The organism is Paractinoplanes abujensis (assembly GCF_014204895.1).
Taxonomy (GTDB): Bacteria; Actinomycetota; Actinomycetes; order Mycobacteriales; family Micromonosporaceae; genus Actinoplanes; species Actinoplanes abujensis.
The window spans coordinates 5,077,062-5,095,110 of record NZ_JACHMF010000001.1 but is presented as its reverse complement, the minus strand read 5'-3'; the positions used below and the strand labels follow the sequence as shown (position 1 = coordinate 5,095,110).

Here is an 18,049-nt window from a genome sequence, read left to right as displayed (position 1 = left end):
TACGATTCTGCCCGCTGCCCGCACCCGGCGGCGACCCGCCGCGCTCGCCTCAGCGGGCCGGCTCGGCCCGTGCCCCGCGCAACGCCGGCACCAGCAGCACGACGGCGACCGCGGTCAGCACCAGGGCGACGACGACACCGACCAGGGCCGCACCCGGCGCGGCGTCGTCGAAGAAGGCCCCGATGCCCAGCAACGCCGACAGCGCTCGCGAGACGACCACGACCAGGAGCGCCCGGCGGTTGCCGCGCCACGCCGGCACCAGCGCGGCCAGCGTGATCAGCCCCAGCACCAGCCCGGCGACGAGCACGCCCAGCGGCGGCCGGACGTCCCCCATGGGCAGCGAACCCACCAGGTCCAGCAGGGCGAGCAGGGCACAGATGACAAGTCCGGTGATTCTCATGTTCCGACCTCCCAGTGGCGATGACACCGGGAAGGGGCGGCTCACGCCGGTGAGATACGTCCCGGACGGTCCGAGGCCGGCCAGACGTACGGGAGGTCGTCCGGCACGTCCGGGCCGAAGAAGGGCCGGTAGAACTCCGGATCCTTGCGCAGCAGCGCCGACTGGTGACTGGTGTGCACCGCCGGGTCGCCCAGCCACGGCGGCAGCTCGCCGGCCTTGCCCAAGGCTTCCTGCGTACGGATCCCGCCCGCGGTGGCGTAATCGGCCAGCAGCGTGGCGGCGGTGGTGTCGGCCCGCCCCGTCGCCGTCCACACGTCGACGAAGTCCAGCCCGTACCGGATCAGCGCCTCCTCGTACCCGTGCCACATCTTCACCGCCGGGTGATGCCGCCAGCCGTACCCCGGCACCACCAGCCCCCGCAAGACCTGCACCGTCTCGACGCGCTGCTTACCGAGCCGTTTCGCGTCGAGCACCCGGGCCGAGGCGAGAAAGTCCCCGTACGGAAGAAAGGTCTGCACACCCCGACGCTACTGTTCCGCCGTGCGTGGTTTCATGGGGGTCGTGAACATCGCGGACGTGCCCGAGAAGGACCGCTTCGAGGCCAGAGACGACGACGGCACCCTGCTCGGCGTCATCACGTACCAGCTGACCGGCAACGTGATCGCCTACACGCACACCAAGGTCGAACCCGACCACGAACACCAGGGCATCGGCAGCGACCTGGCCCGCGCGGCCATGGAGGACGCACAGTCCAAAGGCCGCCTGGTCGTCCCGATCTGCCCGTTCCTGAGCGCGTGGCTGGACGAACACCACGACTACGACCAGATCGTGGCCCGCCAGCACCGCCGCGTGAAGTAACGTCAGCCGTCCCGCACCCGGAACCCCTCAATCTTGAGGCTGCCGCACTCCGCCTTCTCCCGGTCCGGACCGATCAAGCAGCTCACGTTCGAGGGCATCAGGCCACTCGTGCCCGTACTCGTTGAGTGTCACCGCCGGCGTGGCATGCCCGAGCGTCAACTGGACCGTCTCGACGCCCGCACCCGCGTGAATCAGCAAGGTCGCGCAGTAGTGCCGTAGGCGCGGGGCCTCCGGCCCGCCTGGACTCGGCTCGGTTCCGCATCCCGTGGTTCAGTCCGAGCGTTGGTCATCGCGGCGAACACGATCCGCTTCCAGCGGCGTCGGATCGCGCTCGGCTGCAGCTCGAACTCGTGCGCCAACTGATCAATGCTTCGCCCGGCCAGATGTCCGGCTGCCAGGTCTGCGTTCGTACGAGGCGTCCAGCGGTCATGAGCCCTGGAGTGACGCTTGCGAACCTCGGCGATGCCAGGAAGCGCTGTCCTCAGAGGCTGGCCTGCCGCACACAACCGTGCCTTGCGCCGACTGGGCTACGCCTCCGGCAGGCAAGATCTTCGATTCCGCACCCGGACACGCCTCGGACCGCCGGGTCGGTCATTGCGGCGCGGACTTGTGGCGGGCGCGGTAGGCGGCCACAGTGGTGCGACTGGCGCAGGTGTTGGAGCAGAACCGGCGGCTGCGGTTGCGGGAGTCGTCGATGTGGAAGCGGGCGCAGCCATCGGCCTGGCACCGGCCCACGGTGACGTCGGGATCTCCGCAGAGCACGTGGGCGAGCGCGGCGGCGCAGCTGCGGGCAAGCCAGGAGGCGGGGCTTTCTCCGTTGCGCGCGAAGTGCAGGTGCGGACCGCCGTCCCCGCCATGCGTACTCACAAAAAGTACGGGCGGGTACTTCTCCAAGAGGAGATTGATGGGGTCGATCGGACCTGAGTCCGCGACAGCCGCCACAGCATCGCGCAGAGCTGGGAGGAGCTCGGCGAGCTTGTCATCGTCCGGTTCGGCGATGTGGTGTTGGACGAAGAACTCCTGCCGCAGCTCGCTGGGGTCATCGCCGTTGACCAGTTCGACGGCCAACCTGGCCAGGTTGGCAATGTAGGCGACATCTCTCACTTGACTACCTACCTTCCTGTCTGCACAGTAGGCCGCATGAGCGCAAACGCCACCTACATTGGCAAAGCTGCGGAGTATGCTGCGCGGTCGTTGCAGCGTGCCGGACTTTGGGACCTCGCGCTGGAGCTGCCGGGAGCCGAGACGACCGCAGTGCGCGCCGGCCTCCTCACCGACCGGTTCTTCTGGCAGCTGGACCAGCCGGCCGCCGCCGAGGCCGCCGTCACTGCGCTGGCCCGAGAAGATCCGACGCTGGCAGGATTCTACGAGGCTCAGCTCGCCTACACCCGTCTGCTCTTCGGCCTCGCCCCTCGCCCCGACGACGATGCGCGAGTACGTGCCGGGTTTACCGCCGCGGCTCAAGACCAACGGCTCGTAAACTGGGCGACTCTCTGGATCGGCATCGTCACCGAGAAGTTCGATGACGCCCCGCAACCAGCGAAGCAGTACTACACCCAGGCGCTCGATGCTGCGGTGAAGGATGAAGACCTCTTGCTGGAGTCCTATGCGATCCGGCACCTGGGCGGCCTGACCCTGGAGAGCGGCGACGCGTCCGGGCTCGATGACCTCCGCAGGTCCTACCAGCTGCGCGCCGCACTTGGCGCCCGCCCGCAGACCGCTGCCGCGGCGGCGACATACGCCGCCGCGCTCCCGCCTGGCGCCGAGGCTGAGGAGCTGAAGACTGTCGCTGCGCGAACAGCCCGCGAGCTCGGGCTCACCTGGCTGATCAAGAGCCTGTGAGCACCCCGCATCGACAGTGGATGACGGAATGGTCGAGGCCACCAGCGCAGAACCGGGACGGTCCTTGTGGGGAGACCATCCGCTCGGGCCCTACTCACCGCGAGACGCGCAGGCGGCGCTGAGCGCCTGGGATCCCGCCGCCACCGGCCGGTTCAGCCTAGGAATCATGCGGGGCGAACGGCTGCTCGGCGCGGTCGGGCTGATGCCGGAGCCCTCTGGGGAATGGAACTGGCGTACTGGCTACGGCCCGAGAAACTCGACCGGCTTGGGACCTCGACGTCAGCAAGGTGCGGGAGCCGTCATACCGGATGTGGTCGGTCAGCATCGCGAGCGGGCCGGGGCATCGCCACCAGGCCGGCACTGTCAGAGCCGAGACCAGGGCCGAAGCGCCGGTCGCGATCGCCACGGCCCCGAACATCAGGCCACCACCAAAGCGGCCGGTGGACGAGAACGACGGAGCGGGAACGGCTCGGCCGGACGACGCCGCCGGCGCCTATTGATCGATGGTCTCGGTGAGCTCGGGGCGTGCAGGTAGCGCACAGGCGGTTTTCAGCTTGTTCCACAGCGGGCGCACAGAGGATGGCGTCATGGAGTTGAACCGCTGGGAGCGGGCACCGCTGTTGAGGCGGAGTGTTGCGCGGGTTGTGCAAGTGGCGGGCGTGCTCGATGTGGTCACCGGGATCGCGCCGCCGCGGCAGGGGCGGATGGCGACCGTGATGGAGTTCGTGCCCGCGGCGGGGGTGCTCACGGCGCGGGCGGGCACGGTGGTGGCCGGGCTGCTGCTGATCTATCTCGGGGCCGGGCTGCGGCGGGGCAAACATCGGGCCTGGCAGGTGGCGGTGGTGCTGAGCGCCGCCTCCATCGTGCTTCACCTGGTGAAGGGGCTGGACTACGCGGCCGCCGTCGTGGGCGGGGTTCTGCTGGTCGTGCTGCTGGTCACGCGGGACAGGTTCACCGCCCTGGCCGACCAGCGCAACCGGTGGCGGGCGCTCAAGGCTCTGGCCGGGTTCGGGGCGGCCGGGTTCGGGCTGGGTTTCCTCGAGATCGCGATCCGCGCCGATCACCTGGTGGGCGCGCCGGGGGTCGTGGCCTGGGCCGAGGAGGCGGCGCTGGGCCTGGCCGGACTGGACGGCCCGGTCGTGTTCCGGCATCACTTCGCGGCCGGGCTGGTGGCGTACACGACGGGGGCGTGCGGACTGCTCGCGGCCGGGGCCGCCCTGGTCCTGCTGCTGCGGCCGGGGTCACGCGGGCCGCAACGCGACGGCGAGGAGCACCTGCACGAGCTTCTTTCCCGGTACGGCGGTCAGGACTCGCTGGCGTACTTCGCGTTGCGGGCCGACAAGTCGTTGATGTGGTCACCGGACCGGGCCGCGGTGATCGCCTATCGGGTCGTCAACGGCGTGAGCCTGGCCGCGGGTGACCCGATCGGCGCGGAGTCGGCGTGGCCGGAGGCGATCGGCGCCTGGCTCGCCGACGCGCACCGTCACGGCTGGACCCCGGCCGTGCTCGGCTGCGGTAACGCGGCCGGGAAGGCGTACCGGAAAGCGGGTCTCGACGTGGTGGAGCTGGGCGACGAGGCGATCGTGGAGACGGCGGCCTTCTCGTTGACCGGCCGGCCGATGCGCGGGGTGCGGCAGGCGGTGAACCGGATGCGGCGGGCCGGTTACACGTGCCGGGTGGCCCGGCAGCGCGATCTGACGGAGACCGAGCTGAGTGACGCGGTGCGGGCGGCCGAGCTTTTCCGTGACGGGCCGGTCGAGCGCGGCTTCTCGATGGCGTTGTCCCGGCTCGGTGATCCGCGCGACGCCGACTGCCTGCTGGTGCTCGGCCACGACGCCGAGGGGCGGCTGCGCGGGTTGTTGCAGCTCGTGCCGTGGGGCGACGACGGCTTGTCGCTCGACCTGATGCGGGGTGACCGCACCGCCGACAACGGACTGACCGAGCTGATGGTGGTGGCCGTTCTGGAGGCGGGAGAAGCTTTGGGCGTACGCCGGGTGTCGCTGAACTTCGCGGTGCTGCGCTCGGTTTTCGCGCGGGCCGACGAGCTGGGCGCCGGTCCGGTGCTGCGGCTGTGGCACCGGCTGCTGCGCGCGGCTTCCCGGCTGTGGCAGATCGAGTCGCTGTATCGCGCCAACGCCAAGTACCTGCCGGTCTGGGTGCCGCGCTACCTGTGCTTCCCGACCGCCCGCGACCTGCCCCGCATCGCCGTGGCCGCGTTGACGGCGGAGGCTTTCCTGCCGCCGCTGCGGTCCCGCGGCGCCGACCGGGTGCTGGTGTCATGAGCCTCACCGGAGTGCCGTTGCTGCTGCTGGCCGCGCTGCTCACCGGGGCTGCCGGCGTCGTCGTGGTGCGCCTGTGGTCCCGTTCCGGCGTCGCCCTGCGGGTCGTGGCCGTGCTGCTGCTGGAGGCCTCGCTGGTGCTGACCGCGGGACTGGCCGTGAACCGGCACGAAGGGTTCTACCCGTCGTGGCAGGCCCTCGCGGGCGACACCGGCACGGCCGTGCGCCAGGAGCACGTACGGGCGGGCCGGCTCGACGACACCGTGCCCGCCTCTTTCACCTGGCGCCCGCCGGGCTGGAGGTCGTGGCATCTCGCGGAGCCGCCGACGGTGAATCTGCCCGCCGGCTACCGCGCGCGGGCCGATGTCGCGTTCCCGGTGCTGCTTTCGTCGGTTCCTTCCCGTACGCCGGAAGCAGTGTCGGTGCTCGTCGAGCCGACCACCCGCACGACGCCCGGTGACCTGCTCGCGCTGGCCGCCGATCTGCGCCGCGACCTGCGGGTGACCACCGGTGGGTGGGCCGTGGACGTGGGGCCGCTGAGCGCCGCGCTGACCACCCTGGGCGTTCCGGAAGGCGCCCCGCGCGACCTGCCGCCACCCCTGTCCGCCCCACTGACCCTGCCCTCGGCGGCTGCGGCGGCCTACGCCCTCCCGACCGCGGGCCGCGCTTCCGGAACCAGCGCGGCGCCCGCCGCCCCCACCGCGGGCCGCGCTTTCGGAACCAGTGCGGCGCCCGCCGCTGACACCCTCGGCGCCGCCGTGAGCGGGGTGCGATCGTGAGCACATTTCTTTCGCTGGGTGCCGTGCTCGTGACTGCCGTTCTGCTGGCCGCCGGCTGGGACCGGGTGCGCCGGCTCGGCCGATCGGTGCTCGTTCTGCTGGCCGTGTGCAGCCTCTCCGCTACCGTGTTCGTCCAGGTCAACCGCCTCAGCGGCGCCTTACCCACATCCGGCGTACCGGAAATGTCGGCCGGCGGCGGAAGCCGGCTCCTCACGGTCACGGTCCACGGTGGTCGAAGCGGGCTCGACCTGCCCATGTACGTCTACCTGCCCGCGGCCTACGGCGACGGCGACCGCTTCCCCGTGATCGAGGCGCTGCACGGCTATCCCGGAACTCCCGGGACCTGGCTCGGCAAACTGCACGTCCAGTCCTATCTCGACCGGGAGATCAGTGCCGGGCGGATGGCTCCGGCCGTGGTGCTGTTCCCGACCCAGACACCGCGGCCGTTGCTCGACACCGAATGCACGAACCTGCGCGGCGGGGCGCAGTCCGAGACGTTCCTGACCGTCGACGTCCCCGCGTTCACTCGCGCGCACTACCGGATCCGCACCGACCGGTCGGCCTGGGGCCTGACGGGCTACTCGGCCGGTGCGTTCTGTGCGACCAACCTGCTGCTGCGCCACCCCACCCGGTACGCGGCGGCCGCGAGCCTGGCTGGTTACGCCGCCCCGGGCATCGACGTCGGCGACGGCTCGCAGAACACGACGAACAACCCGCTGTGGCGGCTGCGCCACCTGCCCCGGCCGTCCGTCGCCCTGTGGCTCGGGTGGGCCGCCGACGACAAGGAGTCGGCCGCCGATTCGCAACGCCTGACGGCGGCCGCCCGCGCGCCGATCGCCGCGACCACCGCGGTGATCGCGCACGGTGGCCACAGCAGTGCGGTCTGGCGGCAGATGGAGGCGCCCGCGTTCGACTGGCTCTCGGCCCACCTGGCCCGGCCGCTGCCGTGAGACGACTCGCCCTCCTGGTCGCCCTCCTGGGCCTGACCGCGTGCGCCGCGCCCGCGCACCCGACGGTGGTGACGCTGGGCGATTCGGTTCCGGCGGGCACCGCTTGCGGCTGCACGCCGTTCCCCGCCCTCTACGCGCGGTCGCAGCACGCGACCGACGTCAACCTGGCCGTGCCCGGCGCCACCTCGGCCGATGTGCGAGCCGCGGTCCCCGCCGCCGCGTCCTCGGCGTCCGAGGTCGTCCTCATGATCGGCGCCAACGACATGGCCGCGGTGTTCGACGACCCGTCCCGGTACGCGGCCACGGCCGCGGCGGTCGAGGCCAACGTGACCGCCACGATCGAGGCGATCGGCCACGGCCGGCGAACGCGGGTCGTCGTCCTGGGCTACTGGAACGTCGTGCAGGACGGCGACGTGGGCGCGGCCGCGTACGGCCCGGACGGCGTGCGCAAAGCCACCCGGGCCACGGATCTGACCAACGCCGCCCTGCAGCGGGCCGCGGCGGCCACGGACGCGACGTACGTGTCGACCGAGCCGCCGTTCCACGGGCCGGCCGGCGCGACGGCCCTGCTGGCCCCCGACGGCGACCACCCCGACGAGGCCGGGCAGGCGGCCATCGCGAAACTCATCCCACCCTTGCCCGCCTGAAGCCCGGCCACAGGGAACATCCCGGTCGCGCGCTACGGCCGTTCCGGCCGCCCGGGCCGCGGTGAACCTCGTGGTCGGGGAAGTGCGGTTGCGCGGCCGACCAGCCGTACGTCTGCTGTCGGTATTCCGGTTTCCAAGTCGCGGAGATCGGTGTATGCCGTACCCATGGATGAGTTCCCTCTGCCGCCGCCCGTTGTCGAGCCGACGCCGCGCCGGGTGCGGGTGCGTCTGGGGGCCACTGTGGTCGCCGACAGCCGGCGGGCCTGGCTGCTCGACGAGATCTCCAGCCGCGGGTTCCCGACCTATTTCGTGCCCCTCGACGACGTACGGGACGGGGTGCTCGCCGACAGCGCGGCGGGCCGCTGGTCGGTGGTCGCGGACGGCCGGCGGGTGGCGGACGCGGCCTGGACGGATGACCGGTTCTCCGAGCTCAAAGGGCACGTGACGTTCTCCTGGGAGGCGCTCGACTGGTACGAGGAGGACGAGCAGGTCTTCGTGCACGCCCGGTCGCCGCGCCATCGCGTCGACGCGTTGCACAGCTCGCGGCGGGTGCAGGTGTTCATCGACGGGCAGGAAGTGGCGAACAGCACGCGCCCGGTGGTGTTGTTCGAGACGGGGCTGCCGACGCGCTACTACCTGCCGTTCGCCGACGTGCGCACCGACCTGCTGACCGCGAGCGAGACGGTGACCCGCTGCCCGTACAAGGGTGTCGCCCGCTACTGGTCGCATCCGGCCCGGTCCGACGCGGCGTGGAGCTATCCCGATCCGATCCCGGAACAGCCCAAGATCCGCGACCTGGTCTGCTTCTACAACGAGCGCGTCGACATCGTGCTGGACGGCACGCCGCTGGACCGGCCGCTGAGCCCGTTCTCATGATCGTTCAACGGGAGACTCCGAGGCAGGCGAAGTCCGTGTACGCGGTGACCGCCGCCGCCTTCGATCGGCCGGCCGAAGCCGACCTCGTGGACGAGCTGCGCCGGAGCGACGCGTGGCTGCCCCGGCTGTCCCTGGTGGCCCTCGACGGCGACGACGTGATCGGCCACGTTCTGTGCACCCGCGCCCACGTGGCCTCGGCACCGGTTCTGGGCCTCGGCCCGCTCAGCGTCCACCCCGATCATCAGGGCCGCGGCGTCGGTTCGGCCCTGGTGCACGCCGTGCTGGGGGCGGCCGACGCCCTCGACGAGCCGCTCGTGGTGCTCCTGGGCGACCACCGCTACTACACGCGGTTCGGCTTTCGCCTGGCCGAGACGTACGGCATCACGCCCCCGGTTCCTTCGTGGCGCCCCCACTTCCAGGCGCGCCCGTTGGCCACGTTCAGTTCCGCGCTGCACGGCGAGTTCGCTTACGCCGAGCCGTTCAACCGCGTCTAGTCAGCGCCACCAGGTCGGGCAGCCGCCGCCACAACTCGGGCAGGCCGCGAACCCCGCCGCGGGCGACTTCCTGCGACAACGCGAGCTCGGGCCCGCTGCCCGCCTCCACTCCGGCCAGGCACCGAGAGATGTTCCACCGTACGTGCCCCAGCCAGCCCCCGATCATGTAGACGAACCAGCTCGCTCCCGGCGGCGGCAGCTCTCCACCGCCCGCGACGTAGCCGTCCAGCACCGCGTGGAAGACGGCCGGCCGGATGTCGTCGAACCCGGGCCCCTTGGCGATGCTCAGCGCGGTCGAGCCCAGCTCGCCCGACAGATCCAGCAGCCCGGAGAGCTCCCAGTCGAGCACCACCGGCCGCCCCTTCCGGGCCAGCAGGTTCCACGGCTGGATGTCCTTGTGGGTCAGCACGACAGGCCCCGGCCGCTCACAGGTGTCGACGAAGTCGGCGATCGCCGCGAACGTCCCGGCCTGGGCGCTCAGCTCGCCCGCCCACTCCTGCCCGGTTTCCGTCGCCCGCTCCGCCAGCTCGGCCCAGCCCCGCGGTGTCCCTTCCTCGGCCGCGTCGTGGGGCCACGCCACATCCAGCGTGTGCAGTTGCGCGAGGATCTTCCCGACCTCGTACGCGTAAGCCGGTTCGACAGGTTCCTCAGGCACCTTGTCACCCTCGACCCACCGGTGAACAAGCGTGTCGTGGCCGGCCGCGACCGGCTCAGGCATCGGAATCCCCGCCGCGAACGCGGCCCGCTCGAACCGGAACACATCCTCGACGTGGTATGCGTGGCGCCGGTCGAGAACGTTGAGCTCCTTGACCGCGAACGAACCGTGATCGGTGTCGAGCCGGAACAGCCGGTTGGCGTAACCGCCGTGCACACGTCTCATCGGCCCGAGCGGCGCGCCGAGGGAGGAAAGGTCCATTCCCCGCAATGTAGAACCGGGCAGGTCGCCCGCGCATCCGATTTATCCCCGCGGCCGTCGGCCGGCGGCGTGTCAGCCCAGGGTGAGCCACCGGACGCCGAGCCGGTCGACACGGGCGACGTCGGCGGGCATCAGCGGCTCGCGCCCGGTCGCCTTCCGCAGAAACTCCAGCCGCGCCCAGCCCAGCTCCCGGAGCGTGATCGCCCGGTCCGGTCCGAGCAGCAACTCGGTCACGACCTCGCCGGCCTGCGGAGTCGTCCAAGGCGCGCGGCCCAGGGCATCCGCCATGTCCAGACCGTGCACGGCGACCTCGACCACGCGGGTGAGCAGGAACTGCGACAGCAGCATCGCATCCCCGTGCCGGGTACGCACCACCCGGTCCTCCCGCTCGGCCCCGCACAGCCGAACCGCCGTTTGCCAGGTGGCCGTGAAGTCGTCGACGAGCGCGGCGCCGTCGGTCAACCCGGCCGCATGGTCCCGCGCCAACCCGATCCGGGCCGTGTTGGTCCGCGCGGCGAAACGCTCGTCCGGCCGGTAGTACGCGACCGCGGAAACCTCGGCCCGTTCCGGCTCCGGGGCCGCCACCATGCCCGGCAGCCAGGCGATCGCGACCCGGATGTGCCCCAGCAACTCCCGGACCGTCCACGGCTCACACCGCGTCGGGAGGTTCCATTCCTCCTCGGACAGGCCCGCCACCGCCCGGCCGAGACTCTCAGCCTCACAACGAAACGCGTCCAGCGGGTGGCTCACGGTCATACCGGCCAAGCTAGCAACGCACACCGCCGGCCGGCCTTTACCCTCATGATCATGATTGCGAGACCCACCGAACGCTGGCGCCGGGAAACGGCGACCCAACAGGCAGCGGTCGATGCGGGCGGCCTCACCGCCGAAGAAGCGTGGGCACCAGCTCTATGGCCCCCGGACTTCACGGCGGCAGTCGACCGGGCGCTGGACGCCTTCGATGACGAAGTAGCGGATCTGTCGGCCGACTCAGCGGACGACGCGGCCTGGACCGCGGTCGAGCGAGTCGTGCTGGCCCTGAACGCCGCCGACGAAGAGGGTCACATCGAGACCGGCGAGAGGGAGGAACTCTGCGACTACATCGATCGAGCGTTGGCCTCGGCCGGGATCGACGTCAACGGGCTGACGGCCAGACGCGGCGTGGATCGCAGCGAGCTGACCGACGAATGGCGGGACTGGTAGCTCGGGCTGAACCACGAGATGCGGAACCGAACCGAGCCCAGGTGGGCCGGAGGCCTCGCGCTGAGTTTCAACAGCGCAACTGCTCCCGGCCCGGTGTTGCCGTCGCGTTGGGGGATCCACGGCCTACGGCACTACTACGCGACCTTGCTGATTCACGCGGGTGCAAGCGTCAAGACGGTCCAGTTGACGCTCGGACATTCCACGCCGACGCTGACGCTCAACGAGTGCGTACACGAGTGGCCGGATGCCCTCGACCGGAATCGAGCGCTGGTCAACGGGGCGCCCGGTGAACGCGAAACGGCGGCCACGTCGGCTGTGAGCCGAGCATGACCGCCGTCGCGCAACTTGTGCCCAAGATGGATCCGGCGGCTGTTTCCGCTGGTCCTGGCCTAGCGAGGGTCAGACGTTGTAGTACATCTCGAACTCGTGCGGGGTCGGGCGCAGGCGCACGGGGTCGATTTCGTTGGCGCGCTTCCAGTCGATCCACGTGGAGATCAGGTCGTCGGTGAAGACGCCGCCGGCCGTGAGGAACTCGTGGTCGTTCTCGAGGCTGTTGAGCACCGCGTCGAGCGAGCCCGGCACCTGCTTGACGCTGCCCCACTCCTCCGGCGGCAGGTCGTACAGGTCCTTGTCGATCGGGGCCGGGGGCTCGATCTTGTTCTTGATGCCGTCCAGGCCGGCCATCATCTGGGCCGAGAACGACAGGTACGGGTTCGACGACGGGTCGGGCACGCGGAACTCGACGCGCTTGGCCTTGGGGTTGCTGCCCGTGACCGGGATGCGGGTGCAGGCCGAGCGGTTGCGCTGCGAGTAGACCAGGTTGACCGGGGCCTCGTAGCCGGGCACCAGGCGCCGGTACGAGTTGACCGTCGGGTTGGTGAAGGCCAGCAGGCTGGGCGCGTGGTGCAGCAGGCCGCCGATGTACCAGCGGGCCGTGTCGGACAGGCCGGCGTAACCGGTCTCGTCGTAGAACAGCGGCTCGCCGTTCAGCCACAGGCTCTGGTGGGTGTGCATGCCCGAGCCGTTGTCGCCGAACAGCGGCTTCGGCATGAACGTGGCGGTCTTGCCGTGCTCCCAGGCGGTGTTCTTGATGATGTACTTGAACATCTGCATCTGGTCGCCGGCGTGCAGCAGGGTCGAGAACTTGTAGTTGATCTCGGCCTGGCCGGCGGTGCCGACCTCGTGGTGCGAGCGCTCGACGGTGAAGCCGACGTCGATCATGCGGCGAACCATGGCGTCGCGCAGGTCCGAGTAGTGGTCGACCGGGGCGACGGGGAAGTAGCCGCCCTTGTACGCGGTCTTGTAGCCGCGGTTGCCGCCCTCTTCCTCACGGCCGGAGTTCCAGGCGCCCTCGATCGAGTCGATGTAGTAGAACGACTGGTGCGCGGCGGTGGAGTGGCGGATCGAGTCGAAGATGTAGAACTCCGCCTCGGCGCCGAAGTAGGCGGTGTCGGCGATGCCGCTGGACGCCAGGTAGGTCTCGGCCTTCTTGGCCACGTTCCGCGGGTCGCGCGAGTAGGGCTCGCGGGTGAACGGGTCGTGGATGAAGAAGTTGAGGGCCAGCGTCTTCTGGATCCGGAACGGGTCGATGAAGGCCGTGGAGACGTCCGGCAGAAGCATCATGTCGGACTCGTGGATGGCCTGGAACCCGCGGATCGACGAACCGTCGAAGGCGAGACCGTCAGTGACGACGCTGTCGTCGAAGGACTCGACCGGCATGTTGAAGTGCTGCATCACGCCGGGCAGGTCACAGAACCGTACGTCTACGAACTTGACGTCCTCGTCTTTGAGGTATCGCAGGAGTTCCTCGGGATTGGCGAACAACACGTCCTCCTGGCACACGATTTCAATACCGGGGCGGCGTGGTTCCGCCGCATGGCTAGGCTGGTCGCGACGCTATGGGGCCGGAGTTGCCCAGGCGTATCCCTATTGTTTCCGTCGTGTTACGGCGTCGGTTGATCAGCCTTGCCTGGCGAGGCTATCGCGCCGGCCCGGCCCGCGTGCGGGGTCGCCGAAACCGCCCCGGCTACGCTGGTCGCATGGCAGGCAAGGCGGACGGCGTGACCGATCCGGGCACCACCGAGACGGCGTCGTTCGGCCGGCGGCTGGGGGCGCTCTTCATCGACTGGGCGCTGGCGACGGTGATCGCGGCTGTGCTCGTCGACGACCTGCGGACCAACCCGTGGCCTCAGCTCGGCTTGTTCGTGCTGGTGCACGCGGTGTTCGTCGGCCTGTTCGGACAGACCTTGGGCATGCTGCTGGCCGGCATCCGCTGCATCTCCATAACGGACGGTGGCGCGATCGGCCTGCCCCGGGCCGCGGTGCGGGCGGTGCTGCTGGCCCTCGTCATCCCCGCGATGATCAATGACGGCGACGGGCGAGGGCTGCATGATCGTGCGGCCAAGTCGGTCATGGTTCAGCGTCCGCGTCCCTGAGATCAAACCCGTTCCCCCGTACGGCGGTCAGGCGCGCGCCGCGTGGGCGGGCTCACGGCGTACGGGAAAACGTGGTTGATCTTGCTGAGCGACGCGTGGGCCGGGCTCATGGCGTACGGGAAAACGCGGTTGATCTTGCTCGGCGACGAGTGGGCCGTCAGCGGGGGCGCTGCTGGCGGAACGCGCCCTTGCTGGGGCGCATGTTCTTGGGGATCGCACCCTTGGGCATCTGCGGGCGGGCCATCAGGGCGCCGAGGCGCTTGTCGAGCGAGTTGACGTCCTTGCCCGTGAGGTTGCGGGGCAGGCGCATCATCGTCGTGCGCAGCTTCTTGACCGGGAGCTGGCCCTCGTCGCTGCCGATCACGTAGTCGTAGAGCGGCGCGTTGCCGATGACCTTGGACAGGCGCCTCTTCTCCTGGCCGAGCAGGCCGCGGACGCGCTGCGGGTTGCCCTCGGCCAGCAGGATCACGCCGGGCCGGCCGATCACCACGTGCACCATGTCGAACTGCGTGGTCGACGCGGCGGCGGGACGCACCCGCCAGTCACCCCGCATGTTCTCGATCAGCGAGGCCGCGGCGCCGGGCTGGCCCTCGGCCGCGTTCATCATCGCGGCGTTCGAGCGCAGGTTGAGCACGATCACGGCGGCCAGCAGCGTGACCATGATGCCGATCGGCAGGTAGATCCAGCCGAACAGGATCACCAGGAGAACCGTCAGGGCGAGCGGGATCAGAATCGCCGCCAGCAACAGCGGAACGAACCATTTGTCCTGCTTCGCCGTGAACGAGAACACCTGACCGATCTGCTTCAGGCGCGTGCCGAACGACACCTTCTCCTCGGGTTTTGCCATAGCTCGAAAGTGTAGTGGGGCGGGCGGGTCTTACGCGGGGCGGGAGGTCTCAGCTAGGTAAGTAAGGAGGGGCGGGGCCCAAGATGGGGCAGCTTCCCCATGCCCGGACGGTGCCTTCCGGCGAAGAGTCGAGGTCAGCAAGAGGACGGCTCTTCGAGGGAGTGGACATGTTTCCGTACAACGACCCGTACGCCATGCTCGATCTGCACCTGCAGCGGGCCAACCGGCTGGCTGAGCAGGCGGCCTCGGCCCGGCGGGCGCGGGAGACCGCGCAACCCGAAGTGCGCCGGTTCGGCCGGTGGCCCCGCCGGGCCGCGCGGGCCGCCGTCGCGTGAGTGCTTTCTTGTCGTACCCGCGTGCCATGCTCGACCTCATGACGGGGCATGCGCACAGCGAGGTGCTCGTCGGTCGCGAGGCCGACCTGGCCGTGCTGCGCGACGCACTCAAGCGGGCCCGCCACGCCGAGCCGTCGACCGTGCTGGTCGGCGGCGAGGCGGGGGTGGGCAAGACCCGTCTGGTCGAGGAGTTCTGCCAAAGCCTGACCACCGATCCCGTCCGGGTCCTGGCCGGTCAGTGCCTCGAGCTGGGGGAGGAGGGGCTGCCGTTCGCCCCGTTCGCCGGCGCCCTGCGTGACCTGCTGCGGGCCGAAGGCCCCGAGGTGCTCGACGGCCACGAGCGCGAGCTGGCCCGTCTGCTGCCCGAGCTGGGCCCGCCGCCCGAGGGCGAGGCCCGCCGTGGCCTGCTCTTCAACGCGGTCGCCGCCGTGCTCGGCCGCGCGCCGCTCGTGCTGGTCATCGAGGATCTGCACTGGGCCGACCGCTCCACCCGTGACCTCATCGCCTTCCTGGTGCGCGCGGCCCGCCTGCCCCAGCTGCTGCTGATCACCACCTATCGCACCGACGAGCTGCACCGCGGCCATCCGCTCCGGCCCTTCCTGGGCGAGCTCGATCGCGTACGGGGGGTGTTGCGCCTCGAGCTCGACCGGCTCGACCGCGAAGGCACCTCCGAGCTGCTCACCCACCTGGTCGGCGCCGAGCCCGACCCGCGCACGGTCGACGCCGTCAACGAGCGCGCCCAGGGCAACCCGTTCTTCATCGAGCAGTTCGCGGCCGCCGCCGACCCGTCCTGCGACTTCCCGGCCACCCTGCGCGACCTGCTGCTGGCCCGCGTCGACCAGCTGCCCGAGCCGGCCCAGCGCGTGCTGCGGGTGGCCGCGGTCGGTGGCACCCGGTTCGGCCACGAGCTGCTGGCCCGCGTGGCCGGCATGCCCGAGGCCGATCTCGAGTCGGCGCTCCGCGCGGTCGTCGCCGCCCAGCTCGTCGTGGTCGTCGACGCCGACGGGGATTACGAGTTCCGCCACGCCCTCGTGCGCGAGGCCGTGCACGACGACCTGCTGCCCGGTGAGCACGCCCGGCTCCACGCGCGCTACGCCCAGGCCGTCGAGGCCGAGCCCCACCTCGTCGCGGCGGGCCGGGCCCCGGCCGAGATCGCCCACCACTGGCACGCCGCCCACGACCGCCCGCGCGCCCTGGTCACCGCCAAGATCGCCGCCGACGAGGCCAAGTGCCGCTTCGCGTACGGGGAACAGGTGCGCCTGCTCGACCGGGTGCTCCAGCTGTGGGAAGAGGTGCCCGACGCCCGGAGCCTGCTCGGCCTCGACCACCTCGACCTGCTCGAGGAGTCGGCGCTGGCCGCACTCCACTCGGGGGAGTATTCGCGCGCGCTCATGCTGACCAAGGCCGCCCTCGGTGACCTCGACGCGGAGGCCGAGCCGCTGCGGGCCGGCCGCCTGCTCGTGCGCCGGGCCAAACTGCTGCGCACCGCGGGCAAGTCCGACGCCAGGCCCGAGTGTGACGAGGCGCTGCGGCTGCTCACCAGCGCCCCGCACAGCCCCGAGCAGGTGCGGCTGCTGGCCGAGCTGGCCCACCTGATCAGCTCCGTCGACGCCGCCCGCGGCTTCGAGGTGGCCCAGCTCGCGATGGCCGGCGCCAACGAATCCGGCGATCTCATCGCCATCGTGTCGGCCGAAGTGGCGTACGGGTCGTCCTGCTCCGGCCGGCAGACCGCCGTCGAAGCCCTGCCCGTGATGCGCGAAGCCACCCACCGGGCCCGGGCCGCGGGCGACTTCCCGAGCTTCACCCGCGGGCTGATCAGCGTCTCCGACTCGCTGTTCGAGCTCGGCCGCTACGCGGAGTCCGCCGACGCCGCGGCGGAGGGCCTGCCCGAGGCCGACCGCATCGGCGTCGGCCGCACCACAGGCGTCTACCTGCTGGCCAACCACGCCGAGGCGCTGATCGCCCTGGGCCGCTGGGACGAGGCCGACGCCCGCCTGGCCGAGGCCGCCCGGCTCGACCCGCCCGAGACGATGGCCCTGCCCTGGCTGCGCCTGCGCGCCCGCATCCGCCTGGCCCGCGGCCGGGAAGACGCGGAAACCCTGGTCACCCGGGCCGCCACCTTTCTGCGGCGGCCCTACCTCTCGACCGAGGGCCGCCTGGCCACCGTTGATCTGCGCTTGACGGCCGCCCTCGGCTCGGCGCCGGCGACGACCGCGGTTGAGACCGCCCGGGCCGCCCTGGCCGAGCCCAACCTGACCGTGCTGCCGCGTTACGCCTGGGCGATCCTGGCCCACGCCGCCGAGGCCGCCGCCGACGCCGGCGACACCGAGCTGGCGGCGCAGGTGGCCGGGGTCGCCGCGGGTCTGCCGCAGCGCTACCCGGCCCAGGTCGCCTTCGCCGCCCAGACGCGGGCCCACCTCGAAGGCGGGGCCGGCCGCTGGGCCGAGACCGTTGAGGCGTGGCGGGCCGACGGGCACCGCCACGAGCTGGCCTCCGCCCTGCTGCGGCAGGCCGAGGCTCAGGCCGCCACCGGCGACCGGGCCGCCGCGGCCGGCGCGATCGCCGAGTCGGTCGCGATCGCCGCCGCCCTGGGCGCGGTCCCGCTGACCGAGGCGGCCGACACGCTCAGCCGCCGCCTCGGCATCCGCCCGTCCGCCCACCGCGACGAACTCCTGACAGTCCGCGAACGCGAGGTGTTGCGCCTGGTCGCCGAAGGCCACAGCAACAGCCGCATCGCCGCCGGCCTCTACATCTCCCCCAAGACGGCCAGCGTCCACGTGTCCCGCATCATCGCCAAACTGCAGGTCTCCAACCGCGGCGAGGCAGCGGCCGTAGCCCGCAGGCTGGGCCTGCTCGACGAGCTGCCCTGACGTCCACACCCCCGTACTTCGGGCAGACCGTTCCGAGAGCGCTCGTTGAACCCGCTCCCGCGCCGCGTGCCTTCACGCCTGAGCCGACGCCCTTTACGCCTGCGCCCTTTACGCCTGCGCCCTTTACGCCTGCGCCCTTTACGCCTGCGCCCTGACGCCTGCGCCCTGACGCCTGCGCCCTGACGCCTGCGCCCTGACGCCTGCGCCCTGACGCCTGCGCCCTGACGCCTGCGCCCTGACGCCTGCGCCCTGACGCCTGCGCCCTGACGCCTGCGCCCTGACGCCTGCGCCCTGACGCCTGCGCCCTGACGCCTGCGC

At 71.2% G+C, this 18,049-nt stretch carries 20 protein-coding genes and 1 pseudogene; 13 read left to right on the top strand and 8 right to left on the bottom strand.

Annotated features, from left to right (window positions below; genetic code table 11):
• Nucleotides 1-49: 49 nt before the first annotated feature.
• Both BKA14_RS22980 and BKA14_RS22975 read right to left on the bottom strand, forming a co-directional pair.
• Nucleotides 50-400 carry a hypothetical protein gene (locus tag BKA14_RS22980; RefSeq protein WP_184952948.1) on the bottom strand — a complete coding sequence of 117 codons (351 nt, stop codon included), beginning with the start codon at nt 398-400 and terminating at the stop codon, nt 50-52.
• 41 nt (nt 401-441) lie between these two features.
• The gene (locus BKA14_RS22975; RefSeq protein ID WP_184952947.1) at nt 442-918 is read right to left on the bottom strand and encodes an MSMEG_6728 family protein; all 477 of its coding nucleotides are present in this window, start codon (nt 916-918) and stop codon (nt 442-444) included.
• A gap of 22 nt (nt 919-940) precedes the next feature.
• Between BKA14_RS22975 and BKA14_RS22970 the strand changes: the two genes are divergently transcribed.
• The gene (locus BKA14_RS22970) at nt 941-1,258 is read left to right on the top strand and encodes a GNAT family N-acetyltransferase (RefSeq protein WP_239092739.1); all 318 of its coding nucleotides are present in this window, start codon (nt 941-943) and stop codon (nt 1,256-1,258) included.
• A 27-nt stretch (nt 1,259-1,285) separates the two neighbouring features.
• On the opposite strand, the pseudogene BKA14_RS45730 reads toward BKA14_RS22970, so the two are convergent.
• Nucleotides 1,286-1,468 (bottom strand): annotated as a pseudogene (locus BKA14_RS45730) (site-specific integrase); the annotation flags it as partial.
• A 381-nt stretch (nt 1,469-1,849) separates the two neighbouring features.
• Complete coding sequence (locus BKA14_RS22965; RefSeq protein ID WP_184952946.1) at nt 1,850-2,362, bottom strand: CGNR zinc finger domain-containing protein; 513 nt, start codon at nt 2,360-2,362, stop codon at nt 1,850-1,852.
• Between the two features lie 36 nt (nt 2,363-2,398).
• On the opposite strand from BKA14_RS22965, the gene BKA14_RS22960 reads away from it, so the two are divergent.
• The 7 genes from BKA14_RS22960 (at nt 2,399) to BKA14_RS22930 (ending at nt 9,125) form a co-directional block, all read left to right on the top strand.
• On the top strand, nt 2,399-3,100 hold the full coding sequence (locus tag BKA14_RS22960; RefSeq protein ID WP_184952945.1) for a hypothetical protein: 702 nt from the start codon (nt 2,399-2,401) through the stop codon (nt 3,098-3,100).
• A 659-nt stretch (nt 3,101-3,759) separates the two neighbouring features.
• Nucleotides 3,760-5,382, top strand: a complete 1,623-nt coding sequence (locus BKA14_RS22955) for a phosphatidylglycerol lysyltransferase domain-containing protein (RefSeq protein WP_239092742.1) — start codon at nt 3,760-3,762, stop codon at nt 5,380-5,382.
• A complete protein-coding gene (locus BKA14_RS22950; RefSeq protein ID WP_184952943.1) occupies nt 5,379-6,158 on the top strand; it encodes a hypothetical protein in 780 nt (259 codons plus the stop codon). The genes BKA14_RS22955 and BKA14_RS22950 overlap by 4 nt, the downstream gene beginning before the upstream one ends.
• Nucleotides 6,155-7,108 carry an alpha/beta hydrolase gene (locus tag BKA14_RS22945; protein ID WP_184952942.1) on the top strand — a complete coding sequence of 318 codons (954 nt, stop codon included), beginning with the start codon at nt 6,155-6,157 and terminating at the stop codon, nt 7,106-7,108. The genes BKA14_RS22950 and BKA14_RS22945 overlap by 4 nt, the downstream gene beginning before the upstream one ends.
• Complete coding sequence (locus tag BKA14_RS22940) at nt 7,105-7,755, top strand: SGNH/GDSL hydrolase family protein (RefSeq protein WP_184952941.1); 651 nt, start codon at nt 7,105-7,107, stop codon at nt 7,753-7,755. The genes BKA14_RS22945 and BKA14_RS22940 overlap by 4 nt, the downstream gene beginning before the upstream one ends.
• Before the next feature lie 165 nt (nt 7,756-7,920).
• Nucleotides 7,921-8,631 carry a DUF427 domain-containing protein gene (locus BKA14_RS22935; RefSeq protein ID WP_184952940.1) on the top strand — a complete coding sequence of 237 codons (711 nt, stop codon included), beginning with the start codon at nt 7,921-7,923 and terminating at the stop codon, nt 8,629-8,631.
• A 35-nt stretch (nt 8,632-8,666) separates the two neighbouring features.
• Nucleotides 8,667-9,125 carry a GNAT family N-acetyltransferase gene (locus tag BKA14_RS22930; RefSeq protein WP_239092743.1) on the top strand — a complete coding sequence of 153 codons (459 nt, stop codon included), beginning with the start codon at nt 8,667-8,669 and terminating at the stop codon, nt 9,123-9,125.
• Here BKA14_RS22930 and BKA14_RS22925 read toward each other — a convergent pair.
• Both BKA14_RS22925 and BKA14_RS22920 read right to left on the bottom strand, forming a co-directional pair.
• Nucleotides 9,112-10,041, bottom strand: coding sequence for a phosphotransferase family protein (locus tag BKA14_RS22925; protein ID WP_184952938.1), 930 nt, complete (start codon nt 10,039-10,041; stop codon nt 9,112-9,114). The two genes, BKA14_RS22930 and BKA14_RS22925, sit on opposite strands and share 14 nt — an antisense overlap.
• Nucleotides 10,042-10,113: 72 nt before the next feature.
• Nucleotides 10,114-10,797: a maleylpyruvate isomerase N-terminal domain-containing protein gene (locus BKA14_RS22920; protein WP_184952937.1), complete on the bottom strand. Its 684-nt coding sequence runs from the start codon at nt 10,795-10,797 to the stop codon at nt 10,114-10,116.
• A gap of 45 nt (nt 10,798-10,842) precedes the next feature.
• On the opposite strand from BKA14_RS22920, the gene BKA14_RS22915 reads away from it, so the two are divergent.
• Both BKA14_RS22915 and BKA14_RS22910 read left to right on the top strand, forming a co-directional pair.
• On the top strand, nt 10,843-11,244 hold the full coding sequence (locus BKA14_RS22915) for a hypothetical protein (RefSeq protein WP_239092746.1): 402 nt from the start codon (nt 10,843-10,845) through the stop codon (nt 11,242-11,244).
• Between the two features lie 18 nt (nt 11,245-11,262).
• Entirely contained in the window at nt 11,263-11,574 is a 312-nt protein-coding gene (locus BKA14_RS22910; RefSeq protein WP_239092748.1) for a tyrosine-type recombinase/integrase, read from the top strand.
• 69 nt (nt 11,575-11,643) lie between these two features.
• Here BKA14_RS22910 and glnA read toward each other — a convergent pair whose 3' ends face one another.
• Nucleotides 11,644-13,068, bottom strand: a complete 1,425-nt coding sequence (gene glnA, locus BKA14_RS22905; protein ID WP_184956904.1) for a type I glutamate--ammonia ligase — start codon at nt 13,066-13,068, stop codon at nt 11,644-11,646.
• A 215-nt stretch (nt 13,069-13,283) separates the two neighbouring features.
• On the opposite strand from glnA, the gene BKA14_RS22900 reads away from it, so the two are divergent.
• Nucleotides 13,284-13,679 carry an RDD family protein gene (locus BKA14_RS22900; RefSeq protein ID WP_184952936.1) on the top strand — a complete coding sequence of 132 codons (396 nt, stop codon included), beginning with the start codon at nt 13,284-13,286 and terminating at the stop codon, nt 13,677-13,679.
• 157 nt (nt 13,680-13,836) lie between these two features.
• On the opposite strand, the gene BKA14_RS22895 is transcribed toward BKA14_RS22900, so the two are convergent.
• On the bottom strand, nt 13,837-14,526 hold the full coding sequence (locus BKA14_RS22895) for a DUF4191 domain-containing protein (RefSeq protein ID WP_184952935.1): 690 nt from the start codon (nt 14,524-14,526) through the stop codon (nt 13,837-13,839).
• Nucleotides 14,527-14,693: 167 nt separating this feature from the next.
• Between BKA14_RS22895 and BKA14_RS22890 the strand changes: the two genes are divergently transcribed.
• Together BKA14_RS22890 and BKA14_RS22885 are read left to right on the top strand one after the other, a co-directional pair.
• Nucleotides 14,694-14,861: a hypothetical protein gene (locus BKA14_RS22890; RefSeq protein ID WP_184952934.1), complete on the top strand. Its 168-nt coding sequence runs from the start codon at nt 14,694-14,696 to the stop codon at nt 14,859-14,861.
• Between the two features lie 38 nt (nt 14,862-14,899).
• Nucleotides 14,900-17,731 (top strand): ATP-binding protein, encoded by a 2,832-nt coding sequence (locus tag BKA14_RS22885; protein ID WP_239092750.1) that lies wholly within the window; start codon nt 14,900-14,902, stop codon nt 17,729-17,731.
• Nucleotides 17,732-18,049: the final 318 nt, after the last annotated feature.

What these genes read in the sequence shown, in the direction of transcription:
- BKA14_RS22980 (WP_184952948.1), bottom strand. Translation starts at nt 400, where the DNA reads ATGAGAATCACCGGACTTGTCATCTGTGCCCTGCTCGCCCTGCTGGAC.
- BKA14_RS22960 (WP_184952945.1), top strand. Translation starts at nt 2,399, where the DNA reads ATGAGCGCAAACGCCACCTACATTGGCAAAGCTGCGGAGTATGCTGCG.
- BKA14_RS22950 (WP_184952943.1), top strand. Translation starts at nt 5,379, where the DNA reads ATGAGCCTCACCGGAGTGCCGTTGCTGCTGCTGGCCGCGCTGCTCACC.
- BKA14_RS22935 (WP_184952940.1), top strand. Translation starts at nt 7,921, where the DNA reads ATGGATGAGTTCCCTCTGCCGCCGCCCGTTGTCGAGCCGACGCCGCGC.
- BKA14_RS22925 (WP_184952938.1), bottom strand. Translation starts at nt 10,041, where the DNA reads ATGGACCTTTCCTCCCTCGGCGCGCCGCTCGGGCCGATGAGACGTGTG.
- BKA14_RS22920 (WP_184952937.1), bottom strand. Translation starts at nt 10,797, where the DNA reads ATGACCGTGAGCCACCCGCTGGACGCGTTTCGTTGTGAGGCTGAGAGT.
- BKA14_RS22915 (WP_239092746.1), top strand. Translation starts at nt 10,843, where the DNA reads ATGATCATGATTGCGAGACCCACCGAACGCTGGCGCCGGGAAACGGCG.
- BKA14_RS22910 (WP_239092748.1), top strand. Translation starts at nt 11,263, where the DNA reads ATGCGGAACCGAACCGAGCCCAGGTGGGCCGGAGGCCTCGCGCTGAGT.
- BKA14_RS22900 (WP_184952936.1), top strand. Translation starts at nt 13,284, where the DNA reads ATGGCAGGCAAGGCGGACGGCGTGACCGATCCGGGCACCACCGAGACG.
- BKA14_RS22895 (WP_184952935.1), bottom strand. Translation starts at nt 14,526, where the DNA reads ATGGCAAAACCCGAGGAGAAGGTGTCGTTCGGCACGCGCCTGAAGCAG.
- BKA14_RS22890 (WP_184952934.1), top strand. Translation starts at nt 14,694, where the DNA reads ATGTTTCCGTACAACGACCCGTACGCCATGCTCGATCTGCACCTGCAG.
- BKA14_RS22885 (WP_239092750.1), top strand. Translation starts at nt 14,900, where the DNA reads ATGACGGGGCATGCGCACAGCGAGGTGCTCGTCGGTCGCGAGGCCGAC.